We start from the raw sequence: 19,958 nt of genomic DNA, 5'->3' as shown, positions 1-19,958 counted from the left end.
GTGCCTCCGCACGTCCCGCCACGGCGTCAGCCCGCCACCAGCGGACGCCCTTCCGCCGCCTGGATCAGGGCGCCTTCGAGGGACGAGACCTCGTCCAGGGTGAAGGCCAGCAGCGCGTCCTTGTCGCCTTCCTGCAGGTAGACCTGCTTGATCATCGCAGCGCCGCGCCGTCGTAGCGGATGCGCCACACTCGGCCGCAGGATCGTCGAGCGCAGGCTGTCCGCCAGTGCCCGCGCCTCGCGCGGACTGCGGCTGTCGATCAGTTCCTGCAGGCGCGACAGCTTGTCGTCCAGCGCATCCGGCGACGGTTCGCCGGCGCGGCGCGGCGCGCCGTGGCCGCGCTTGCCCTCCTCCATCGCGTGCAGGCCCTGCTCCAGCGCGATCACGTGCTGCTCGATGCGGCGTGCGGCTTCCAGTTCGCTTTGTTGCCCTAAATACAATTGCGCCAGCCGGGCCAGTTCGCGCACGAGGCTCGGGGCCTGCGGATCGGCGGCCCGTTCGCGCAGCGATTCGACGGCCTGCACGAGCCGCACCTCGGGCAACGGGCGCCATGGAAAATGGCCGGGTGCTAGCCATTCGAGCAGCGCTTCGACGGCGCGCTGCGGCCCCAGCCGGTCGTGCTCGCCCGCCTGGGCCCGGCCGCCGGCCGGTGCCATGCCGCTGACGGCCGCCTGGGGCAGCTGCACTTCGTCGAGGTAGCTGTCGAGCACGACGCTGGACAGGCCATAGCACTCGGCCAGCATGCGTTCCAGCCGGGCCTGGTAGCCGGACGGACTCCGCGGCGCGTCGCCGAAGCGCCAGCGCAACGGCCCTTCGCCCGTGCCGTCGACCGGACAAGGCAGCGGATAGACGAGCAGCGGCCGCTGTTCGTCCTCATGGCTGCAGCGGTAATCGAGCGCGCGCGCGACGACGCCCTGCAGGCCGTCCAGGCTGCGCGCGTCGGGCGTAAACACGCCGACGATCTTGTCCGGCAACAGCGCCGTGCAGACGCTGGCCGCCGCCGAGCGGCCGCTGCGGCAATCGATCAGCACGTGGGCGAAGCGCCGTGCCACCTGCGCCGCGAATGTGCGGAACAGCGCGGGGCACGCGCAGAACAGCGCGTCCCAGTCGAGCCGGTCGACGCGCTCGCCATAGCTGTCGTCGAAGCGGCCGGCGCGCATCAGGTACAGCGGACGGCTGTCGTCGACGCGGACGATGTAGTCGTCCCAGTCCAGCGTGTCGAGCACGCGCCCGGCCAGCGCCTCGGCGTCGTCGTTCGACGTATTGCCGTGCAATTGTTCGCGGCAGCTCTCGAACAGTTCGAGCAGGCCGCTGGCGTGCCGCCCATCGTCCGTGCGGGGAAAATAGTGATGCAGACCGGGGGCTTCCAGGTCCCAGTCGATCATCAGCACCGGTGTCTTCGCATGCGCGCGCCCGGCAAGCAGCCAGGCGGCATGGGCCAGCGCAAGGCTGCGCACGGGTGCGCTGTCGTAGGAGTAGAACGTCGTCACCTCGCCGGCCTGACCGGCCGGTACTGCGGTGATGCGGTTGGTTTCCATAAGGCTCCTCATTTTTTTGGGAAGGTTGGATCCGGTAACTCACGCCATGCGGGTGGGACAGCGGGAAGGACGAATTGGTTGCAGTCATGCGCCGGCGGCATGGTTTTTTTCTGGTATTGGTAATGCGTGACGATACGCCGGACCATCTTGTCGATGTCCGGCAAGAAATCAGGGTTGGACTTCAGGTCGGCCGTGGCCATCGTGAAGCGCGAGAAGTCGACGTAGAACGTGGATTCGCTGATCTGCGGCGGCAGGCTGACGGGGTGCTGCGTCATGATCACGGGGATGATCAGCTGGCTGGGCAGCGTGTACCACGTGCTGCGCTCGGCTTCGATCAGGCGCATCGCGGCGTACTCGCGCCGGGTGTAGGGATGGGCTTCGTATTTGGGCGTGTAGATCAGCACCATGCACGCGCTTTCGCACAGCGCGCGGGCGATCTTGCGGTCGAGGTCGTCACCGCCGCCGAGTTGCTCGGTGTCGATGAACAGTTCGTCTTCGTTGTCGAAATACGGTTCGAGGTAACAGCGCAGTGCATCGGCCAGCGTGGCCTTGAAGCGCTGCATCAGCTCATGCCGCCCATGGGCATAGCTGAAAAAGCAGCCATAACGTATCGCCATTGCTCCCCCTTGAAGTCTGCCACCGGCCGGGCCTGTGTGACTCTAAACAAGTCACCCATCCTGCATGTTGTGGGAGCACAAGCGAAAGCGGAGCCGCTGCGCCGAGTATCGGCAGACGGGCGGAAAGGTAGCGTATAACGGAGCGGAGGGGTCAGAGCCCGGTGTTGCTTTTAAAAGGGCTCTGACCCCGGTTCTCAGCCCGCGGCCCGAAGCCGGGGGTCAGAGCCCGAATTTGCTTTGTTAGGGCTCTGACCCCGAATCCTTACCCCGCGGCGGATTCGAAGTCGCAAAGAACTCGATCACCTCCGCCTGCACCCGCGTCCGCCGAAACGGCGGCAAACTCTGCCAAATGCGCCGCCCATAAGGCTTGCTGATCACCCGCGGATCGCACAGCATCAGCACGCCCCGATCCTCGACGTCACGGATCAGGCGCCCGGCGCCCTGCTTCAGGTTGATGATGGCTTCCGGCAAGGTGTGGTGAACGAAGCCGTTCATGCCCTTCTTTTCCATCACTTCGATGCGCGCGGCCAGCACGGGGTCGTCGGGCGGCGCGAACGGCAGCTTATCGATGATGACGAGCGACAGCGCCTCGCCGCGCACGTCGACGCCTTCCCAGAAACTCTGGCTGCCGACCAGCACGGCGTTGCCCGCGTTGCGGAACGAATCCAGCAATTCCGTGCGGCCCCGTTCGCCCTGCACGAACAGGGGGAAGTCGAGGCCGCGCGCGGCGAATTCCTCGCGCAGGCGTTCGGCGACGCGGTTGACGGCGCGGATCGTCGTGCACAGGAAGAAGCAGCGGCCGCCCGCGGCCTCGATCACGGGCAGCGCCATGTCGACGACCGCGTCCGTGTAGCCGAACGTGTTCGGTTCCGGCAGGCCGGTCGGCACGTACAGGATGCCCTGCTCCTGGTAGTTGAACGGGCTCGGCCAGCTCTGGGCCGGCTCGCCCGTCATGCCCAGCTGTGCGCTGAAATGCTTGAAGTCGTTTTTGACCGCCAGGGTCGCGGAAGTAAAAATCCAGCTGCGCGGCGTGCCGGCGCGCTGGCCGGCGAAGATCGGCGCGATCGACAGCGGGGTCTTGTGCAGCTGCAGCGACGAGGAAAACGCCTCGACCCACAGCACGGCATCGTCCCCCTCGACTTCCTTGCCCTTCTTCGGCTCGGACTTCCACGCCTTGTACTGCTCCAGCAGCTCGACGGCGCGCACGCGGCACTGCTCGATCGTCTCGGCGCGCTCGGCCTGGGCTTCCAGCACGTCGATCAGGCCTTCCAGCTCTTCCTTCAGCTTGTCCAGCGCCGGGAAGAATTCCGAGCTGGGCGGGATCTGCGGCAGCGACAAGCGCGTGCTGCCTTCCGGGAACGTCAGGCGCAGGTCGCGCGCGGCCTTCTCGACGACGGTCACGACCTTCGCCCAGTCCACGCCGCCGCGCGCATGCGCGAGGCCTTCGGCCAGCACGTCACGGCACAGTTCCAGCACCTGGCCCGTCGACACCGTCGTGCCGAAGAAGAGCGTGGCCACTTCCGGCAACTGGTGCGCCTCGTCGAAGATGATCGTGTTGGCGGACGGCAGCAGTTCGGCCATGCCGCCTTCCTTCAGCGCCACGTCGGCGAAGAACAGGTGGTGGTTGACGACGACGACGTCGGCCTGCTGCGCCTCGCGGCGCGCCTTCATCACGAAACAGTCCTGGTAGTACTGGCACTCCTGGCCCACGCAGTTTTCGCGGGTGGACGTCACGAGATTCCACACGGACGCCGTTTCCGGGACCTTCGTCAACTCGGCCTTGTCGCCCGACTGGCTCATCTTGATGAAACGAGAGATTTCGCGCAGATGGCCCACGTCGTCGCGCGACGTCAGGCGGCCGTTCGACAGCGTGCGTTCCAGGTGGTAGTGGCAGAGGTAGTTCGAACGGCCTTTCAGCAGCGCCACCGAGACCGGGGCGCGCAACGCGGCGCGCACGGTCGGGATGTCGCGCGAAAAAAGCTGGTCCTGCAGGTTCTTGGTGCCGGTCGAGATGATCGTCTTGCCCCCCCACAGCAGCGCGGGAACGAGGTAGGCGAAGGTCTTGCCCGTGCCCGTGCCGGCCTCGGCGATCAGCGTGCCCTGCTCGCTGATTGCATGCGCGATCGCCTTCGCCATCTCGGTCTGCGACTGGCGCGGCTTGAACGTGCCGACGGCGGGCGCGAGCGGGCCGCCGGCACCGAAGATGCGGTCCACTTCGGCATCGTACTTGCCGGCAGGTTCGGAAGGCGCGGGCGCGGCGTCGAGGTCGGCGTCGAGGTCGGACTCGGACAAGGGGAGGTGATCGGTCAAAATGAGACTGCTTAAAAAACGTGGGCTTATGCCGGAACGTCCGGCACCAACTGCATTTTCAGCAGTGTGATGTGGTCCTTCAACTGCAGCTTGCGTTTCTTCAGACGTCGCAACTGCAACTGGTCGGCGTGACCGTCGCGGGTCAGCATGTCGATGACAGCGTCGAGGTCGCGATGTTCCACGTCGAGTTCGATAATACGGCGGTGGATCTCCTGGACGTCGATCATGTTAGGCATTTCCGAACAGTTAAGCGTAAAGGGGTGGGAAGACGCATGCCCGCTGGCTCGGGGCGGCGCGCTATTCATTGTTACGGCTTGCAACTCCAGTGCAAACCGGTGCATAGTTTAAACTACACCGTCGTTGCCGCCAACAAAGTCCGGCATGGCGGCATCGGAAAGCCACGTTTATGACCTCATACAAGTTAGAAGCGGGAACCGCCCAGCATATCGGTAACCGCCCCCAGCAGAACGACCGGGTCGCGCTCATGACGGGCGCCCGCGCGCCCGGCTACGTCCTGGCCGTGCTGTCCGACGGCATTGCCGGCGCGGCCGGCGCGGAACAGGTCCTGCACACCGCCAAGCAGGTGTTCGACGAATTCAAGCCGGGCGACCACCCGTCCGTGGAGCGCCTGCAGCAATTGTTGCGCGACATCGTGCAGGAAACCCATCTGGTCATCAACATGAACGCCGTCACGACACAGGCCCATGCGCACGCCAGCTTCGTCGGCCTCGTCCTGACGCCGCATGGCGAGGCCGTCTGGGCCCACGTGGGCGATTCGCGCCTGTATTACTTTCACGACGGCAAGTGCCTGGCGCGCACGAGCGACGCGGCCTATGTCGAGCACCTCGTGTCGAGCGACCGCCTGCCGCCGGACGCCGCGAAGAACCACCGCAAGTCCAAGCTGTTGCTGAATGTGATGGGCAATAGCCGCAAGGAGCCCTTCATTGCGTTCGGCCAGCGCCTCGATCTCGCGGCGAACGATGTGTTCCTGCTGTGCTCGGACGGCCTGTGGCATTTCTTCACGGATGCCGAACTGGGCACTGTGACCGCGAAGGCGAGTCCCCGTCAGGCGTCCGAGATGCTGATCAACAAGGCCGGCGAGCGCTCGCAGGGCAAGGGCGGGAACTGCAGCATGGCCATCGTGAAGCTGGTCAAGCCGGCCCAGGTTGTGTAGGGCCGGCGGCCCTCCGCCCTCCCGTAACGCTACTTCTTGGCGTCCTCGGCCTCTTTCGCGGCCTTCGCCGCCTTCTCCGCCTTGCGCTGCGCAACCTTGCGCTGGCGTTCTTCCGACTGGGCCTTGCGTGCCTCGTAGTCGCGCACGTTCTGCGCGCGCTTGCCGGCGCTCGCCGCTTCCTGCTGCTTCTGCGCGCGCAGGCGGGCGTCGCGCTCGGCCATGCGCTCGGGCGCGATCGCCTTGCGCTGCGCCGGCACCGGCGTCGGCTCCGCTGCGGGCTTCGGCGGTTCGGCCGCCATACGCGCCTCCTGTTCCTTGAAGCGGCGTTCCGCTTCGGCCAGGTTGCGGTCGCGCTCCTCGACGACCGCCCGGCGCTTGAAGTGTTCGGCCTGCACCTCGATCGCGCGCTGGGCGGCGAGCGCGCTGCGGCGGCGTTCCTTCGCCTCGTCGAGGCAGTTATTCACGAAAAACTTGTCGTAGCAGACGCGTTCCCGTTCCGCGAAGCGGGCCTCGATCGCGGCGCGCTCGCGCGCGACGGCGGCCAGTTGCTGGTCGGCCTGCGCGACGGACGTCACGGGCGGCGGCGGCACCTCGCGCGGCACCACGTCCTGGCTTGCGCACGCGGCCAGCAGCGTGGCGGACAGCGCCACGGCGAGCGCGCGCAAACGGGTACGAGAGTCTGTGACGAAGTCTGCTTTCATTCGGTTCCTTTGATCGTTCAGGCCAGCGAGTCGGCCGCGCCGCGGCGCTCGGCGAGCATGTATTCACGCGACTGCATCTCAATGATACGCGACACCGTGCGATGGAACTCGTTCGACATCGCGCCCTCTGTGTACAACAGCTCCGGCTCGACCTCGGCCGACATGATCAGCTTGACCTTGTGATCGTAGAACACGTCGATCAGCCACGTGAAGCGGCGCGCCTCCGACGACATCGCGGCCGACATGCGCGGCACGCCCGACAGGATCACGGTGTGGAACTGGCTCGCGAGTTCCAGGTAGTCGTTCTGCGAGCGCGGGCCGCCGCACAAGGTGGCGAAATCGAACCAGATCACGCCGCCCGCACGCCGCAGCGCACGCAGCTCGCGTTGTTCGATGTGGACGCGCGGATCCTCGTCGGCCGTGTCGGCGACTTTCGCATACGCCTCGCGCAAGGCATGGTCGGAGGCCGCGCCCAGCGGCGTGTAATAGGCCTGCACCTGTTCCAGCGCGCGGTGGCGGTAATCGATGCCGGCGTCGACGTTCATAACGTCCAGCTTGTCCTTGATCAGCGCGATCGTGGGCAGCATGCGGTCGCGGTGCAGGCCGTCCGGGTATAGCTTGTCCGGATCGTAGTTCGACGTCATCACGAACGACACGCCGTTGGCGAACAGCGCGGACAGCAGGTTGTACATGATCATCGCGTCGGCCACGTCGCTCACGTGGAATTCGTCGAAGCAGATCAGGCGGTATTTCTTCGAGATGCGCCTGGCGACCTCGATCAGCGGGTCTTCGACACCTTTCAGCTCGTCGAGCTGGCGGTGTACCGCGCGCATGAATTCGTGGAAGTGCAGGCGCGTCTTGCGCACGACCGGCACCACCGAGTAGAAGCTGTCCATGAGGAAGGACTTGCCGCGCCCCACGCCGCCCCACATGTAGACGCCCTGCGGGACGTCGGGACGGTTGATCAGGCGCTTGAACGCGGACGAGCGCTGCGACTTGTACCCGACCCAGTCGTCGTAGGCGGCCTGCAGGCGGTCGACGGCGCGCTGCTGCGCGGGATCGGACTTGAATCCGCGCTCGGTCAGCGCGTGCTGGTAGTACTCTTGGACGTTCATGAAAAGAGCCGCATAAAGATGGGGGTGGACAGCGACGCCATCCACCCCCAGTCGGGCCGAAGCCCGGGTCATACAGGTATTAGAAGTTCAGCGAACGCTTGTCGACGGCGAGCGCGGCTTCCTTGGTCGCTTCGGACAGCGACGGGTGGGCGTGGCAGATGCGGGCGATGTCTTCCGACGACGCGCGGAATTCCATCGCGACGACGGCTTCCGAGATCAGCTCCGACGCGACCGGGCCCACGATGTGGACGCCCAGGATTTCGTCGGTCGTCGCGTCGGCCAGGAATTTCACCATGCCCGACGTGTCGCCCAGCGCGCGCGCACGGCCGTTGGCCATGAACGGGAACGTGCCGGCTTTGTACGCGACGCCTTCCTTCTTGAGCTGCTGCTCGGTCTTGCCGACCCACGCGATTTCCGGCGAGGTGTAGATGACCCACGGGATCGTGTTGAAGTTGACGTGACCGTGCTGGCCTGCGATGCGCTCGGCAACGGCGACACCCTCTTCTTCCGCCTTGTGCGCCAGCATCGGGCCGCGCACGACGTCGCCCACGGCCCAGATGCCCGGGACGTTGGTGCGGCATTCGTCGTCGACGGCCACGAAGCCGCGCTCGTCCAGCTGCACGCCGACGGTCTCGATGCCGAGGCCGTTGGTGTTCGGCACGCGGCCGATCGAGATGATCAGGCGGTCGAACGTTTCGCTCTTGGCGGCGCCCGCTGCGTCGGCGTAGTCCACGGTGACGTTGTTGTCGCCCTTGGTGACGCTGTTGATCTTCACGCCCAGCTGGATGTCCAGGCCTTGCTTGGTGAACAGCTTGTGCGCTTCCTTGGCGATCTGTTCGTCGACCGCGCCCAGGAACGTCGGCAGGCCTTCCAGCACGGTGACCTTGGCACCCAGGCGGCGCCACACGGAACCCATCTCCAGGCCGATCACGCCGGCGCCGATGACGCCCAGCTTGGCCGGGACGGCGTCGACGGTCAGCGCGCCGGTGTTCGACAGGATGACTTTCTCGTCGAACGCCGCGCCCGGCAGTTCGCGGGCGTTCGAACCGGTCGCGATGATCACGTTCTTCGCGCTGATCGAATCGGTGGTCGGGCCCGACACGTTGACGGTGAAGCCGCCTTCGGCCTTGCCGGCGAACGTGCCGCGGCCGTGGAAGAAGGTGACCTTGTTCTTCTTGAACAGGTAGACGATGCCGTCGTTGTTGGCCTTGACGACGCCCTCTTTGCGCTTGAGCATCTGGCCCAGGTTCAGCGACAGACCGGCGACGTCGATGCCGTGCTCGGCGAACGCGTGGCCGGCGTGCTCGAAGTGTTCCGACGATTGCAGCAGCGCCTTCGACGGGATGCAGCCGACGTTGGTGCAGGTGCCGCCCAGTGCCGGGCCGCCCTTGGCGTTCTGCCATTCGTCGATGCAGGCGGTCTTGAAGCCCAGCTGCGCTGCGCGGATCGCGGCCACGTAGCCGCCAGGACCGCCGCCGATCACGACGACGTCGAATTGTTTTTCAGTGCTCATCTAACGTTTTCCTTTTTGTTCCCACGGCCGCATGAATACCGTCATTCCCGCGCAAGCGGGAATCCATGCAGGCCATACCGGAGTCGCACACATGGCGACTTCGCTGCACTCAGCATGGGTCCCCGCTTTCGCGGGGACGACGTGCAAAGGTGACGTGGGAGTTTCGTATTCGTTCTTCGCCCGAAGACTCACTCTTCCGGCACGAAAATCCACAACAACAGGTAAATCACGATCCCGAATCCGAACGTGATGGTGAACAGCGCGAACACGAGCCGCCATACCCACGCATCCACGCCCGACACTTTCGCCAGGCCGCCGCAGACACCGCCCAGCCAGCGGTCGGTGCGCGAGCGGCGCAAGGTGTTCAGCTCGGACGCGAACGTACCGTCGGCACTCGCGCTCTTGTTCAGGTTCACGGTCGACGAGGCGCCGGACAATACCTTCGCCTTCGCCTGTTCGAATTCGGCGTCGGTCAAAGCGCCGGCCTGGTGCAGTTCGTGCAAACGCTTGATTTCATCGGAGATCATGATCATTCCCTTCCATCAGACACACGCACGGGCGCACCAGGCGGGCGCGCCCCCCGTTCGTGAATTACAGGTCGAGCAGCAGGCGGGCCGGATCTTCCAGCGCGTCCTTCATCGCGACCAGGCCCAGGACGGCTTCGCGGCCGTCGATGATGCGGTGGTCGTACGACATCGCCAGGTAGTTCATCGGGCGGATGACGATCTGGCCGTTCTCGACGACGGCGCGGTCCTTGGTCGCGTGCACGCCCAGGATCGCCGACTGCGGCGGGTTGATGATCGGGGTCGACAGCATCGAACCGAAGGTCCCGCCGTTCGAGATCGAGAACGTACCGCCGGTCAGGTCTTCCAGCGTCAGCTTGCCGTCCTTGGCTTTCTGGCCGAATTCGCCGATCTTCTTCTCGATCTCGGCGATCGACATCTGGTCGGCGTTGCGCAGGATCGGGACGACCAGGCCGCGCGGCGAACCGACGGCGATACCGATGTCGAAGTAGCCGTGGTAGATGATGTCGTTACCGTCGACCGACGCGTTCAGGATCGGGTACTTCTTCAGCGCGGCGACGGCGGCCTTGACGAAGAAGGACATGAAGCCCAGCTTGACGCCGTGCTCTTTCTCGAACTTGTCCTTGTACTTGGCGCGCATTTCCATGACCGGTGCCATGTTGACTTCGTTGAACGTCGTCAGGATGGCGTTGGTCGACTGCGATTGCAGCAGGCGCTCGGCGATACGGGCGCGCAGGCGGCTCATCGGCACGCGCTCTTCCGGACGGTCGCCCAGGTTGACGGCCGGCGCGGCCACTTGCGGCAGGGCTGCCTTCGGTGCGGCCTGCTGCAGCGGAGCCGGAGCGGCAACAGCCGGTTTGTTGGCGACGGCGGCCAGGGCGTCGCCCTTGGTCACGCGGCCGTCACGGCCGGTGCCGGTCGCGTCGGCGGCCGTCATGTTGTTGTCGGCCAGGATCTTGGCGGCGGCCGGCATCGCGACGTCGCCTTTCGAACCGGTGGCGGCAGCGGCAGCGGCCGGTGCAGCAGCGGCTTCGGCGGCGGCGGCCGGGGCGGCGGTCACCTGCAGCGGGCTCACGCCGGCCGAGGCTTCGGTGTCGATGATGGCGATGACTTCACCCGAGACGACGGTACCGCCGTCGTTCTTGATGATTTGCACGATCACGCCGGCAGCCGGTGCCGGCAGTTCCAGGACCACCTTGTCGGTCTCGATGTCGATCAGGTTCTCGTCGCGCGAGACGGCTTCGCCGACTTTCTTGTGCCACGACAGCAGGGTCGCTTCGGCGACCGATTCCGACAATTGGGGGACCTTGACTTCGATTTGTGCCATTTAGAAAACTCCGTTTTTGTATTCTGTGCAAAAAACCCCGCACCACGGGCGCGGGGTCAATGAGCGCTGCTTATTTGGTCAGGACAAAACCCTTCAGCTTCGAGAACGCGGTGTCCAGCAGTTCCTTCTGCTGCGCCACGTGCTTGTCGGTGTAGCCGACGGCAGGCGACGCGGAAGCCGGACGGCCGGCGTATGCCAGGCGCTGGCCTGCTTCCATGCTTTCGAACACGTTGTGCTGGATCTGGAACCAGGGGCCCTGGTTCTGCGGCTCGTCCTGCGTCCACACCACTTCGGTGGCGTTCGGGAACTTCTTCAGTTCGGCCTGGAACGCCTTGTGCGGGAACGGGTACAGCTGCTCGATGCGGAGGATGGCCGTGTCCGTCGTGCCGCGGGTCTTGCGTGCGTTGACCAGGTCGTAGTACACCTTGCCCGAGCAGACGATCACGCGCTTGACCTTGTTGGCGTCGATCTTGTCGTCCAGTTCGCCGATGACGGTCTGGAAGCCGCCCTTGGCCAGGTCGGTCAGCGGCGAGCCGGCGTCCTTGTTACGCAGCAGCGACTTCGGCGTGAAGATGACGAGCGGCTTGCGGAACTGGCGCACCATCTGGCGGCGCAGCAGGTGGAAGATCTGCGCGGCCGTGGTCGGCTGAACGACTTGCATGTTGTGGTCGGCGGACAGCTGCAGGAAGCGCTCGATACGGGCCGACGAGTGCTCCGGACCCTGGCCTTCGTAGCCGTGCGGCAGCATCATGACGAGACCCGACGCGCGGCCCCACTTCACTTCGCCCGACGCGATGAACTGGTCGATCACGACCTGCGCACCGTTCACGAAGTCGCCGAACTGGCCTTCCCAGATCGTCAGCGTGTTCGGCTCGGCGGTCGAATAGCCGTATTCGAAGCCCAGCACCGCTTCTTCCGACAGCACGGAGTCGATGACGGTGAAGTTGGCCTGGTTGTCCGACACGTTCGCCAGCGGCAGGTAGATACCCTGGTCCCAGCGCTCGCGGTTCTGGTCGTGCAGCACGGCGTGACGGTGCACGAACGTGCCGCGGCCGGCGTCCTGGCCCGACAGGCGGACGGCGTAGCCCGAGGCCAGCAGCGACGCGTAGGCCAGGTGTTCGCCCATGCCCCAGTCGAGGTTCTGCTCGCCCTGGCCCATCTTGGCGCGGTCGGCCAGCACTTTCTCGACGAGCGAGTGCAGCTTGAAGTTCTCCGGCACGGTCGTGATGCGCTGGGCCAGGCGTTTCAGCTCGGTCAGCGGCACGGCGGTGTCGGCGGCGTCCGTCCACTTCTTGTTCAGGAACGGCGCCCAGTCGACGGCGTACTTGTTCTTGAAGTCGGTCAGGACCGGGTCGACGGTGTGCTTGCCGGCGTCCATCGCGGCGCGGTACGCGGCCACGAGCTGGTCGCCGCCGTCGGCGGCGATGGTGCCCTGCGCGGCCAGCTTGTCCGCGTACAGCTTGCGGGTGCCCGGGTGCTTGGCGATCTTCTTGTACATCAGCGGCTGGGTCAGGGCCGGGGTGTCCTGCTCGTTGTGGCCCAGCTTGCGGTAGCAGATCACGTCGACGACGATGTCTTTATGGAACTCGGTGCGGTAGTCCATCGCCAGCTGCGAGGCCAGCACGACGGCTTCCGGATCGTCCGCGTTCACGTGCAGCACCGGCGCCTCGATCATCTTGACGACGTCGGTGCAGTACAGCGTCGAGCGCGCGTCGCGCGGGTCGGACGTGGTGAAGCCGATCTGGTTGTTGATGACGATGTGGACCGTGCCGCCCGTGCCGTAGCCGCGGGTCTGCGCCAGGTTCAGCGTTTCCATCACGACGCCCTGGCCTGCGAACGCGGCGTCGCCGTGCACGAGGATCGGCAGGACTTCCTTGCCGAGGCGGTCGCCGCGGCGCTCCATGCGCGCCTTGACGGAACCTTCCACGACCGGGTTGACGATTTCCAGGTGCGACGGGTTGAACGCCAGCGACAGGTGGACCGGGCCGCCCGGGGTCGAGATGTCGCTCGAGAAGCCCTGGTGGTATTTGACGTCGCCGGCCGGCAGGTCGTCGGCGTGCTTGCCTTCGAATTCCTCGAACAGGTCGGACGGGGCCTTGCCCAGCGTGTTGACCAGCACGTTCAGGCGGCCGCGGTGGGCCATGCCGATGACGATTTCCTGCACGCCGTGCTCGCCGGCGCGGCGGATCACTTCGTCCATCGAGGCGATGAACGATTCGCCGCCTTCCAGCGAGAAGCGCTTGGCGCCGACGTACTTGGTGTGGAGGTAGCGCTCCAGGCCTTCGGCCGCGGTCAGGCGCTCGAGGATGTGTTTTTTCTTTTCAGCGGTGAAGGTCGGGGTCGAACGGATCGACTCGAGCTTCTCCTGCAGCCAGCGCTTCTCGGTCGGATCGCTGACGTACATGAATTCTGCGCCGATGGAACGGCAGTAGGTGTCGCGCAACATGTTCAGCAGGTCGCGCAGCGAGGCGTCTTCCTGGCCGAAATAGGTGTTGCTGATGTTGAACTTGGTGTCCAGGTCGGCTTCGGTGAAGCCGTAGAAGGCCGGATCCAGTTCCGGGATCGGCGGACGTTCCTGGCGCTGCAGCGGGTCCAGGTTGGCCCAGCGCGAGCCGAGGTAGCGGTAAGCGGCGATCAACTGGGTCACGGCGACGCGCTTGCGGCCGAGTTCAGCGTCCGGCGATGCGGTCACGGTGCGGATCGGGCCCTGCTTGGCGCGTTCGGCGAACGAAGCGATCACGGACGAGTGATCCACGTCCGGCTTGGCGGTACCGTCGACGGCGGGCATGTGCTGCATCGCGTCGAAATAGGCGCGCCAGTTGTCGGGGACGGAGCCCGGATTGTTCAGGTACGCTTCGTACAACTCTTCCACGTACGGCGCATTACCGCCGAACAGGTACGAGTTGGCGTTATATTGTTGCATCATTCTTGCTCACCTTTCTTCGCGTTTCGCGATTTTAGGGCGGGTTAATCTAACCTTCCGCGACACGGCCTGACCGGTTAGCGGATCGCACTTACTTCATATCAAGTTGTGGGGGAAGGACTCTAAAGGCAAATCAATGCAGCCGACCTGCCCATTGGCGCACGACATTGTAACGCAAGGATTCGGCCGCCGCTGACCCCGCACCGACATTTTATTCATTCCGATATTACTTTTTTCCACATTGTCAACTCAATCATGAACCAGCGGTTGACCGCCTAAATGATAATCGTTATCATTTGCGTATGCTCCCGACCGGCTCCACATCCCCCACCTCCACCGCGCCGCCCGCCGCGCGCCGTGCCACATTCCTCCGCCAGTTGCATCAATGGCACTGGATCAGTTCCGCCCTGTGCCTGATGGCCATGCTGTTATTCGCCATCACGGGTTTTACCTTGAACCACGCGTCCCAGATCGAAGCGAAGCCGGCCGTCACGCGCCAGAAGGCCGTCCTGCCCCCGGCGCTGCGCACCCGGATCGAGGAATTCGCCGCCGGCCATGCCGACGCCAACGTCCCCCTGCCCGCCCCGCTGGCCGACTGGGCCGAGCAGACGTTCCCCGTGCAGGTGCGCGGCGTGCGCGCCGAATGGAGCGAGGAAGATGCCTACGTGGCCCTGCCCCGCCCCGGCGGCGACGCCTGGCTGCGCATCGGCGTGGACGGCAATGCCGAATACGAAACGACGGACCGCGGCTGGATCTCGTGGCTGAACGACATGCACAAGGGCCGCAACGCCGGTCCCGTGTGGGGCTGGTTCATCGACATCTTCGCCATCGCCTGCGTCGTGTTCTGCGTCACCGGTTTCCTGATCCTGAAATACCACGCGGCCAACCGGCCGTCGACATGGCCCGTGATCGGCCTCGGCATCGTGCTGCCGATCGTGCTGGCCCTGCTGTTCGTTCATTAATCCATCCATCGAAAGCCGACATGAAACTGTCCCATTCGCTCGCCCTGACCCTGCCGCTCGCCTCGAGCTGGGCGATGGCCGCCGACCTCACCGTCAAGTTCGAACTGCCGCAGCTGAACGTGGCGGAGTATCACAAGCCCTACGTCGCGATCTGGATCGAGCGCGCGGACCAGAGCGTCGCCAATACGCTGGCCGTGCTGTACGACGTCAAGAAGCGCGACAACGCGGGCACCAAGTGGGTCAAGGACCTGCGCACGTGGTGGAGAAAAGCGGGCCGCGACGTCACCCTGCCGATGGACGGCGTGAGCGGCGCGACGCGCACGGCGGGCGTGCAGACCTTGACCTTCCCGGCCGCCCGCGCCGGCCTGGACAAGCTGCCGGCGGGCGACTACAAGCTCGTGATCGAAGCCGCGCGCGAAGCGGGCGGCCGCGAACTCGTGCGCGTGCCGTTCCACTGGGAGCCGAAATCGAACGTGGCCGCCGCCTTCGCCGGCAAGGAAGAACTGGGCGCCGTGTCGCTCAGCATCAAGTAAGGAGACCAGCATGCACATCAAGCAGATCGCCATCGCACTCGCCCTGGCCGGCATCGCCTGCGTCGCGCAGGCGCACCGTCCGTGGATGATCCCGAACACGAGCCTCATCGAATCCGACCGCGGCGAAGCGTGGGCGACCATCGACGCCGCCATCTCGGAAGGCCTGTTCGAGACGGACTTCATGCCGCAGAAGCTGGACGGGCTCACGGTCACCGACCCGGACGGCAACACGGCCCCGGCGCCGGCCGCGACGCTGGGCAAGCACCGCTCCACCGTCGACATCCGCCTGCCGAAGGACGGCACCTACCGTGTCACCCTGGCCGCCGTGAACGTGATGGGCGCCTATAAACTGAACGGCGAGACGAAGCGCTTCCGCGCCACCGAGCAGACCGTGAAGGACGAAGTCCCGGCCGGCGCCACGGAAGTGCGGAGCATGACGATGGTGCAGCGCCAGGACACGTTCGTCACCCTGAACAAGCCGACGGCGGGCGCGCTGAAGCCCACCGGCTCGGGCCTGGAACTGGTCGCGCTGACGAATCCGACCGAACTGCGCGCCGGCGAGAAAGCGAAGTTCCGCTTCCAGCTGGACGGCAAGCCGCTCGCGAATTTCCCGTTCAGCCTGATCCCGGGCGGCGTGAAATACCGCGGCACGCTGAACGAAGTGCGCCTCACCACGGACGCGAACGGCGACGCCAGCTTCACCCTGCCCGCGCCGAACATGTACTGGCTGAGCGCCGCGTATCCGGCCAACGCGCCGCGCGGCATGGACGGCCCGGCGAAGCGCTACAGCTACTCGGCCACGTTCGAGATCCTGCCGGAGTGACCTTGACCGAACGCGCCGTCCTCATTCCCCTCGACCTCGACCCGGCCGTGCCGCCGCCGGGCAGCCGGATCCACACGTTCGAAGGCGCGAGCATGGGGACGACGTGGGCGGTCAGCGTCGCCGCCGGCCGCATCGACGATCCGCGCCCGGCGCTGCAGGCCGAACTGGATGCGATCGTCGCCCAGATGAGCCACTGGGAACCCGACTCGCTGCTGTCGCGCTACAACCGCGCGCCGGCCGGCACGTGGGTCGACCTGCCCGCGCAATTCTTCGAGGTGGTCGACTACGCGCTGTGGGCGCACATGGCCAGCGGCGGCACGTACGATCCGGCCGCGGGCGCCCTCGTGGACCTGTGGGGCTTCGGCGCCGCGCGGCGCTACGACCACACGGGGTTCTACGCACCGACCGACGCCGCCATCGAGCGCGTCATGGAGCAACGCGCCGCCGCGCGCCTGTCGTTCGACCGCGACGGGCGCCGGCTGCTGCAGCCGGGCGGCCTGCGGCTCGACCTGTCCTCCATCGCGAAGGGCTACGCCGTCGACCGCCTCGCGCAATGCCTGGAACGGCGGGGACTCCGCCACTACCTCGTCGAGGTGGGCGGCGAATTGCGCGGCGCGGGCGTCAAGCCGGACGGACATCCGTGGTGGGTGGAGATCGAAGGCGTGCCCGATAGCGCCACGCCGCAGGCCGTCGTCGCGCTGCACGGCTTGTCCATCGCGACGTCCGGCGACTACCGCCAGTATTTCGAACACGATGCGCGCCGCGTGTCGCACACGCTGGACCCGCGCACGGGCCGGCCCGTCGCCAACGACGCCGCTTCCGTAACCGTGCTGGCGCCCACGTGCATGGAAGCCGACGCGCTGTCGACCGTCCTCGCCGTGCTCGGTCCGGACGACGGCGCCGCGTTCGCGGAGGCGCGCGCGCTGGCCGCACGGGTCCTCGTGCGGCGCGCGGGCACGCTGGACGAGATCGTGACGCCGGCGTGGAAGGCGCTGCTGCAATGACGACGGAACCGCTGCGCCTCGCGGGTGCGCTGGCCCTGTCCCTGGGCTGGCTCGGGCTGTCGTTCACCATGTGGCGCACCCACCGCAACAGTACCGCCCTGGACGTCAAGGGCGCGGACTGGCTCGTCGTCCACGCCAGCCAGACGGGCAGCGCGGAAGGGCTCGCGAAACGCAGCGCGGAGCTGCTGGCGACGGGCGGCCTGGCGGCGCGCGCCGTGTGCATCTCCGCGCTCGACCGCGACCGGCTCGCATCCGCCACGCGCGTGCTGTTCATCGCCAGCACGTACGGCGAAGGCGATGCGCCCGACACGGCGGCGCAGTTCGCGGGCCGGTTGATGGCGGCCGGTCTCGACCTGTCCCACCTGCACTACGCCGTGCTCGCGCTGGGCGACCGGAACTACGCGAATTACTGCGGCTTCGGCCGCGCGCTGGACGCCTGGCTCGCGCAGCAGGGCGCGACGCGCCTGTTCGACCGCATCGACGTCGACCGCGGCGATGCCAAGGCGCTGGCGGAATGGCAGCATCACGTGGGCCGCCTGGCGGGCACGGACGACGCACCGGACTGGGACGCGCCGGCCTACGGCAACTGGCGCATCGTCGCGCGCACGCTGGAAAATCCCGGCAGCGCGGGCGCGCCGTTGTACCGCGTCGCGCTCGAACCCGTCGGCGGCGCGCTGCCGGAGTGGGAAGCGGGCGACCTCGCTCAGGTCAGCCCGCCGGCGGATCCCGGGCACCCGCGCGAATACTCGATCGCCTCGCTGCCGATGGAAGGCCGGCTCGAACTGCTCGTGCGCCTGCAGCGGCGCGAAGATGGAAGTGCCGGCGCTGCGTCCGGGTGGCTGTGCGCTCAAGCCGCCGCGGCCGACCTCGTACGCCTGCGCCTGCGCGCGCACGAGCGCTTCCGCCTCGGCGCGAATGCGCAGCGGCCCCTGGTCGCCATCGGCAACGGCAGCGGCCTGGCCGGCCTGCGCGGCCTGCTCAAGGCGCGCATTGCCGCGGGCCGGATGGATAACTGGCTGCTGTTCGGCGAGCGCAACCAGATCCACGATTTCCTGCTGCGCGACGAGCTGCAGGCATGGAGAGACGGCGGCCGACTGGCGCACCTCGACCTCGCATTCTCGCGCGACCAGGCCGAGCGCCGCTACGTGCAGGACGTGCTGCGCGACCGGGCCGACCGGCTGCGCGATTGGGTGGAGCGCGGCGCCGCGATCTATGTCTGCGGCAGCCTGCAGGGCATGGCCGGCGGCGTGCACGAGGCCTTGCAAGCCATCCTCGGCGCGCCGCGATTGGAACAGCTTGCGGCCGAGGGCCGCTACCGCAGGGACGTTTATTGACCGCCGGCCGCGACGGTCGTGGCGTCGATCTCCGATCCCCACGGATCGCGCAGCGCGACCGGCTTGCCGTCCTCGGCGAAATCCATGATCATGTCCCTGTCGCCCGCATAGCGCGGCCACGCGGGCAGCTTGCGGCCGTTCGGATCGCCCTTCTTCGCGAAGTTCACGAAGTAGGCGCTCATCGCGCGGCCCATCGCCACGTCCTTCTTCGTGACGGCATCGCCGTACTTGACGTCGACCGTGTCGAAGAAATACGGGATGTCGCTCGCGTGCTGTGCGCCCGTCCTGCCGATGCTGTCGGCCACGTACGAGAAGCGGTATGCGTACACGGGCACGCCCTGCGCGGCGAGGCGGCCGGCGAGGCTGCGCGCGCCCGCGACCATGAAGCCCGTCTTGCCGCCGATGTCGGCACTCGTCGCGCCGATCATCACGGGGACTTTGGCAAAGCGGCCGGACGCGAACGCGGCGCCCGTCTCGACGGCCACCTTGCCGTCCGCGAACGGCCCCGCGTACGTCGCCGGATTCTGCGGCGCGCGGTTGGCCAGGTTCATGCCGTCGACGACCTGCTCGGCCGGCAGCGCGCGCAGTTTATCGAGTGCCTGCGGATCGTCCGCCGCGATGCCCTTGGCCGTCGCGAAATTCACGCCGATCTGCTCCACGCTTGCCAGCCCCGGATCGGCCGACTTGCCGTCGCCGCCGGACAGCACGACCGCCTTCGCGAACAGGCCCTGCGCCTGCGGTGACGTCAGCAACGCGTTGACGGACATGCCGCCGGCCGATTCGCCGATGATCGTCACGTTGGACGCATCGCCGCCGAACGCCGCCACGTTACGCTTGACCCACTGCAGCGCGGCCAGCTGGTCCATGTACCCGTAATTCCCAAGCGGTTCGTCCTTTGCATGCTGCGTCAGCTGCGGATGCGCGAAAAAGCCGAAGCGCCCCAGCCGGTAATTGAAACTGACCAGCACGACGCCCTGCTTCGCCAGCGCGGCGCCGGAATAGGTCGGCGGCGACGACCCGCCGTTGACGAAGCCGCCGCCATAGATCCACACGACCACGGGCAGCTGCGCAGACGCTTTCGCCTTCGCGGGACGCCACACGTTCACGTACAGGCAATCCTCGGCCGGCGGCGTGCCGAGCGGCGCGGCGTCGCTGGGGAAAGGCAGCTGCATGCAGTCATGGCCGTATGCCGTCGCCGCGCGCACGCCGGACCAGGCAGCCGCCGGCTGCGGCGCGCGCCAGCGCAGCTCACCGACCGGCGGCGCGGCAAACGGGATGCCCTTCCAGCTGGCCACGCCCTTGTCGACGGCGCCCTGGACCTTGCCGGTGTCCGTGGTCACGACGGGACCGCTGGCGGCATACGCGGCGGAGGCGATGGTAGTTAGCGCTAACACGAGCAGGGATGGCAGGGTCGGACGTGGCATGGTGTCTCCTTGTTGTGGGTATGGAATGCATTCCGATGCTAATGACCGTATGGCAACCCGTCAATGGAAACCTCGCCTTGTGCCGTAAGTACTCAGCAACAAATAATCGAAATCATCAAAATTATCTCGCATTCTC

17 protein-coding genes are annotated in these 19,958 nt (G+C 66.5%); 6 read left to right on the top strand and 11 right to left on the bottom strand.

Features of this window, described 5'->3' with window-relative positions; translation table 11 throughout:
- Nucleotides 1–26 precede the first annotated feature (26 nt).
- From ASD28_RS20240 to ASD28_RS20225, 4 genes are all read right to left on the bottom strand, one after another.
- On the bottom strand, nucleotides 27–1,538 hold the full coding sequence (locus ASD28_RS20240) for a hypothetical protein (RefSeq protein WP_056132215.1): 1,512 nt from the start codon (nucleotides 1,536–1,538) through the stop codon (nucleotides 27–29).
- Between the two features lie 8 nt (nucleotides 1,539–1,546).
- On the bottom strand, nucleotides 1,547–2,155 hold the full coding sequence (locus ASD28_RS20235) for a toll/interleukin-1 receptor domain-containing protein (RefSeq protein ID WP_056132211.1): 609 nt from the start codon (nucleotides 2,153–2,155) through the stop codon (nucleotides 1,547–1,549).
- Between the two features lie 240 nt (nucleotides 2,156–2,395).
- Nucleotides 2,396–4,465 carry an ATP-dependent DNA helicase gene (locus tag ASD28_RS20230; RefSeq protein WP_056132206.1) on the bottom strand — a complete coding sequence of 690 codons (2,070 nt, stop codon included), beginning with the start codon at nucleotides 4,463–4,465 and terminating at the stop codon, nucleotides 2,396–2,398.
- A 26-nt stretch (nucleotides 4,466–4,491) separates the two neighbouring features.
- On the bottom strand, nucleotides 4,492–4,692 hold the full coding sequence (locus ASD28_RS20225; protein WP_056132203.1) for a YdcH family protein: 201 nt from the start codon (nucleotides 4,690–4,692) through the stop codon (nucleotides 4,492–4,494).
- Between the two features lie 179 nt (nucleotides 4,693–4,871).
- On the opposite strand from ASD28_RS20225, the gene ASD28_RS20220 reads away from it, so the two are divergent.
- Nucleotides 4,872–5,639: a PP2C family serine/threonine-protein phosphatase gene (locus ASD28_RS20220; RefSeq protein WP_056132201.1), complete on the top strand. Its 768-nt coding sequence runs from the start codon at nucleotides 4,872–4,874 to the stop codon at nucleotides 5,637–5,639.
- 29 nt (nucleotides 5,640–5,668) lie between these two features.
- On the opposite strand, the gene ASD28_RS20215 is transcribed toward ASD28_RS20220, so the two are convergent.
- The 6 genes from ASD28_RS20215 to ASD28_RS20190 all read right to left on the bottom strand — a co-directional run bounded on the left by ASD28_RS20215 (nucleotide 5,669) and on the right by ASD28_RS20190 (nucleotide 13,745).
- Entirely contained in the window at nucleotides 5,669–6,340 is a 672-nt protein-coding gene (locus ASD28_RS20215; RefSeq protein ID WP_229412313.1) for a hypothetical protein, read from the bottom strand.
- A 17-nt stretch (nucleotides 6,341–6,357) separates the two neighbouring features.
- Entirely contained in the window at nucleotides 6,358–7,455 is a 1,098-nt protein-coding gene (gene zapE / locus ASD28_RS20210; RefSeq protein ID WP_056132195.1) for a cell division protein ZapE, read from the bottom strand.
- A gap of 79 nt (nucleotides 7,456–7,534) precedes the next feature.
- Nucleotides 7,535–8,968, bottom strand: a complete 1,434-nt coding sequence (lpdA, locus tag ASD28_RS20205) for a dihydrolipoyl dehydrogenase (RefSeq protein ID WP_056132193.1) — start codon at nucleotides 8,966–8,968, stop codon at nucleotides 7,535–7,537.
- A gap of 188 nt (nucleotides 8,969–9,156) precedes the next feature.
- Nucleotides 9,157–9,498 (bottom strand): PspC domain-containing protein, encoded by a 342-nt coding sequence (locus ASD28_RS20200; RefSeq protein ID WP_056132559.1) that lies wholly within the window; start codon nucleotides 9,496–9,498, stop codon nucleotides 9,157–9,159.
- A 61-nt stretch (nucleotides 9,499–9,559) separates the two neighbouring features.
- Nucleotides 9,560–10,819 (bottom strand): 2-oxoglutarate dehydrogenase complex dihydrolipoyllysine-residue succinyltransferase, encoded by a 1,260-nt coding sequence (odhB, locus tag ASD28_RS20195; protein ID WP_056132190.1) that lies wholly within the window; start codon nucleotides 10,817–10,819, stop codon nucleotides 9,560–9,562.
- 70 nt (nucleotides 10,820–10,889) lie between these two features.
- Complete coding sequence (locus tag ASD28_RS20190; RefSeq protein ID WP_056132186.1) at nucleotides 10,890–13,745, bottom strand: 2-oxoglutarate dehydrogenase E1 component; 2,856 nt, start codon at nucleotides 13,743–13,745, stop codon at nucleotides 10,890–10,892.
- A gap of 299 nt (nucleotides 13,746–14,044) precedes the next feature.
- Here ASD28_RS20190 and ASD28_RS20185 point away from each other — a divergent pair, with 299 nt between their 5' ends.
- Genes ASD28_RS20185 through ASD28_RS20165 form a run of 5 tightly spaced genes read left to right on the top strand, consistent with a single transcriptional unit; the run spans nucleotide 14,045 to nucleotide 18,398 of the window.
- Entirely contained in the window at nucleotides 14,045–14,704 is a 660-nt protein-coding gene (locus tag ASD28_RS20185; RefSeq protein WP_056132180.1) for a PepSY-associated TM helix domain-containing protein, read from the top strand.
- Between the two features lie 20 nt (nucleotides 14,705–14,724).
- Nucleotides 14,725–15,237: a DUF2271 domain-containing protein gene (locus ASD28_RS20180; protein WP_056132177.1), complete on the top strand. Its 513-nt coding sequence runs from the start codon at nucleotides 14,725–14,727 to the stop codon at nucleotides 15,235–15,237.
- 10 nt (nucleotides 15,238–15,247) lie between these two features.
- Entirely contained in the window at nucleotides 15,248–16,060 is an 813-nt protein-coding gene (locus ASD28_RS20175) for a DUF4198 domain-containing protein (RefSeq protein ID WP_056132174.1), read from the top strand.
- Between the two features lie 2 nt (nucleotides 16,061–16,062).
- A complete protein-coding gene (locus ASD28_RS20170; protein ID WP_056132169.1) occupies nucleotides 16,063–17,064 on the top strand; it encodes an FAD:protein FMN transferase in 1,002 nt (333 codons plus the stop codon).
- Nucleotides 17,061–18,398 carry a sulfite reductase subunit alpha gene (locus ASD28_RS20165; RefSeq protein ID WP_056132165.1) on the top strand — a complete coding sequence of 446 codons (1,338 nt, stop codon included), beginning with the start codon at nucleotides 17,061–17,063 and terminating at the stop codon, nucleotides 18,396–18,398. The genes ASD28_RS20170 and ASD28_RS20165 overlap by 4 nt, the downstream gene beginning before the upstream one ends.
- Here the strand turns inward: ASD28_RS20165 and ASD28_RS20160 are convergent.
- Nucleotides 18,392–19,822 carry a carboxylesterase/lipase family protein gene (locus ASD28_RS20160; protein WP_056132162.1) on the bottom strand — a complete coding sequence of 477 codons (1,431 nt, stop codon included), beginning with the start codon at nucleotides 19,820–19,822 and terminating at the stop codon, nucleotides 18,392–18,394. The genes ASD28_RS20165 and ASD28_RS20160 overlap by 7 nt on opposite strands.
- Nucleotides 19,823–19,958: the final 136 nt, after the last annotated feature.

The sequence above is a fragment of the Massilia sp. Root133 genome (assembly GCF_001426525.1).
Classification (GTDB): Bacteria; Pseudomonadota; Gammaproteobacteria; order Burkholderiales; family Burkholderiaceae_D; genus Telluria; species Telluria orientalis.
The sequence above is the reverse complement of the archived record's forward strand: the minus strand, read 5'-3'. Positions and strand labels throughout refer to the sequence as shown.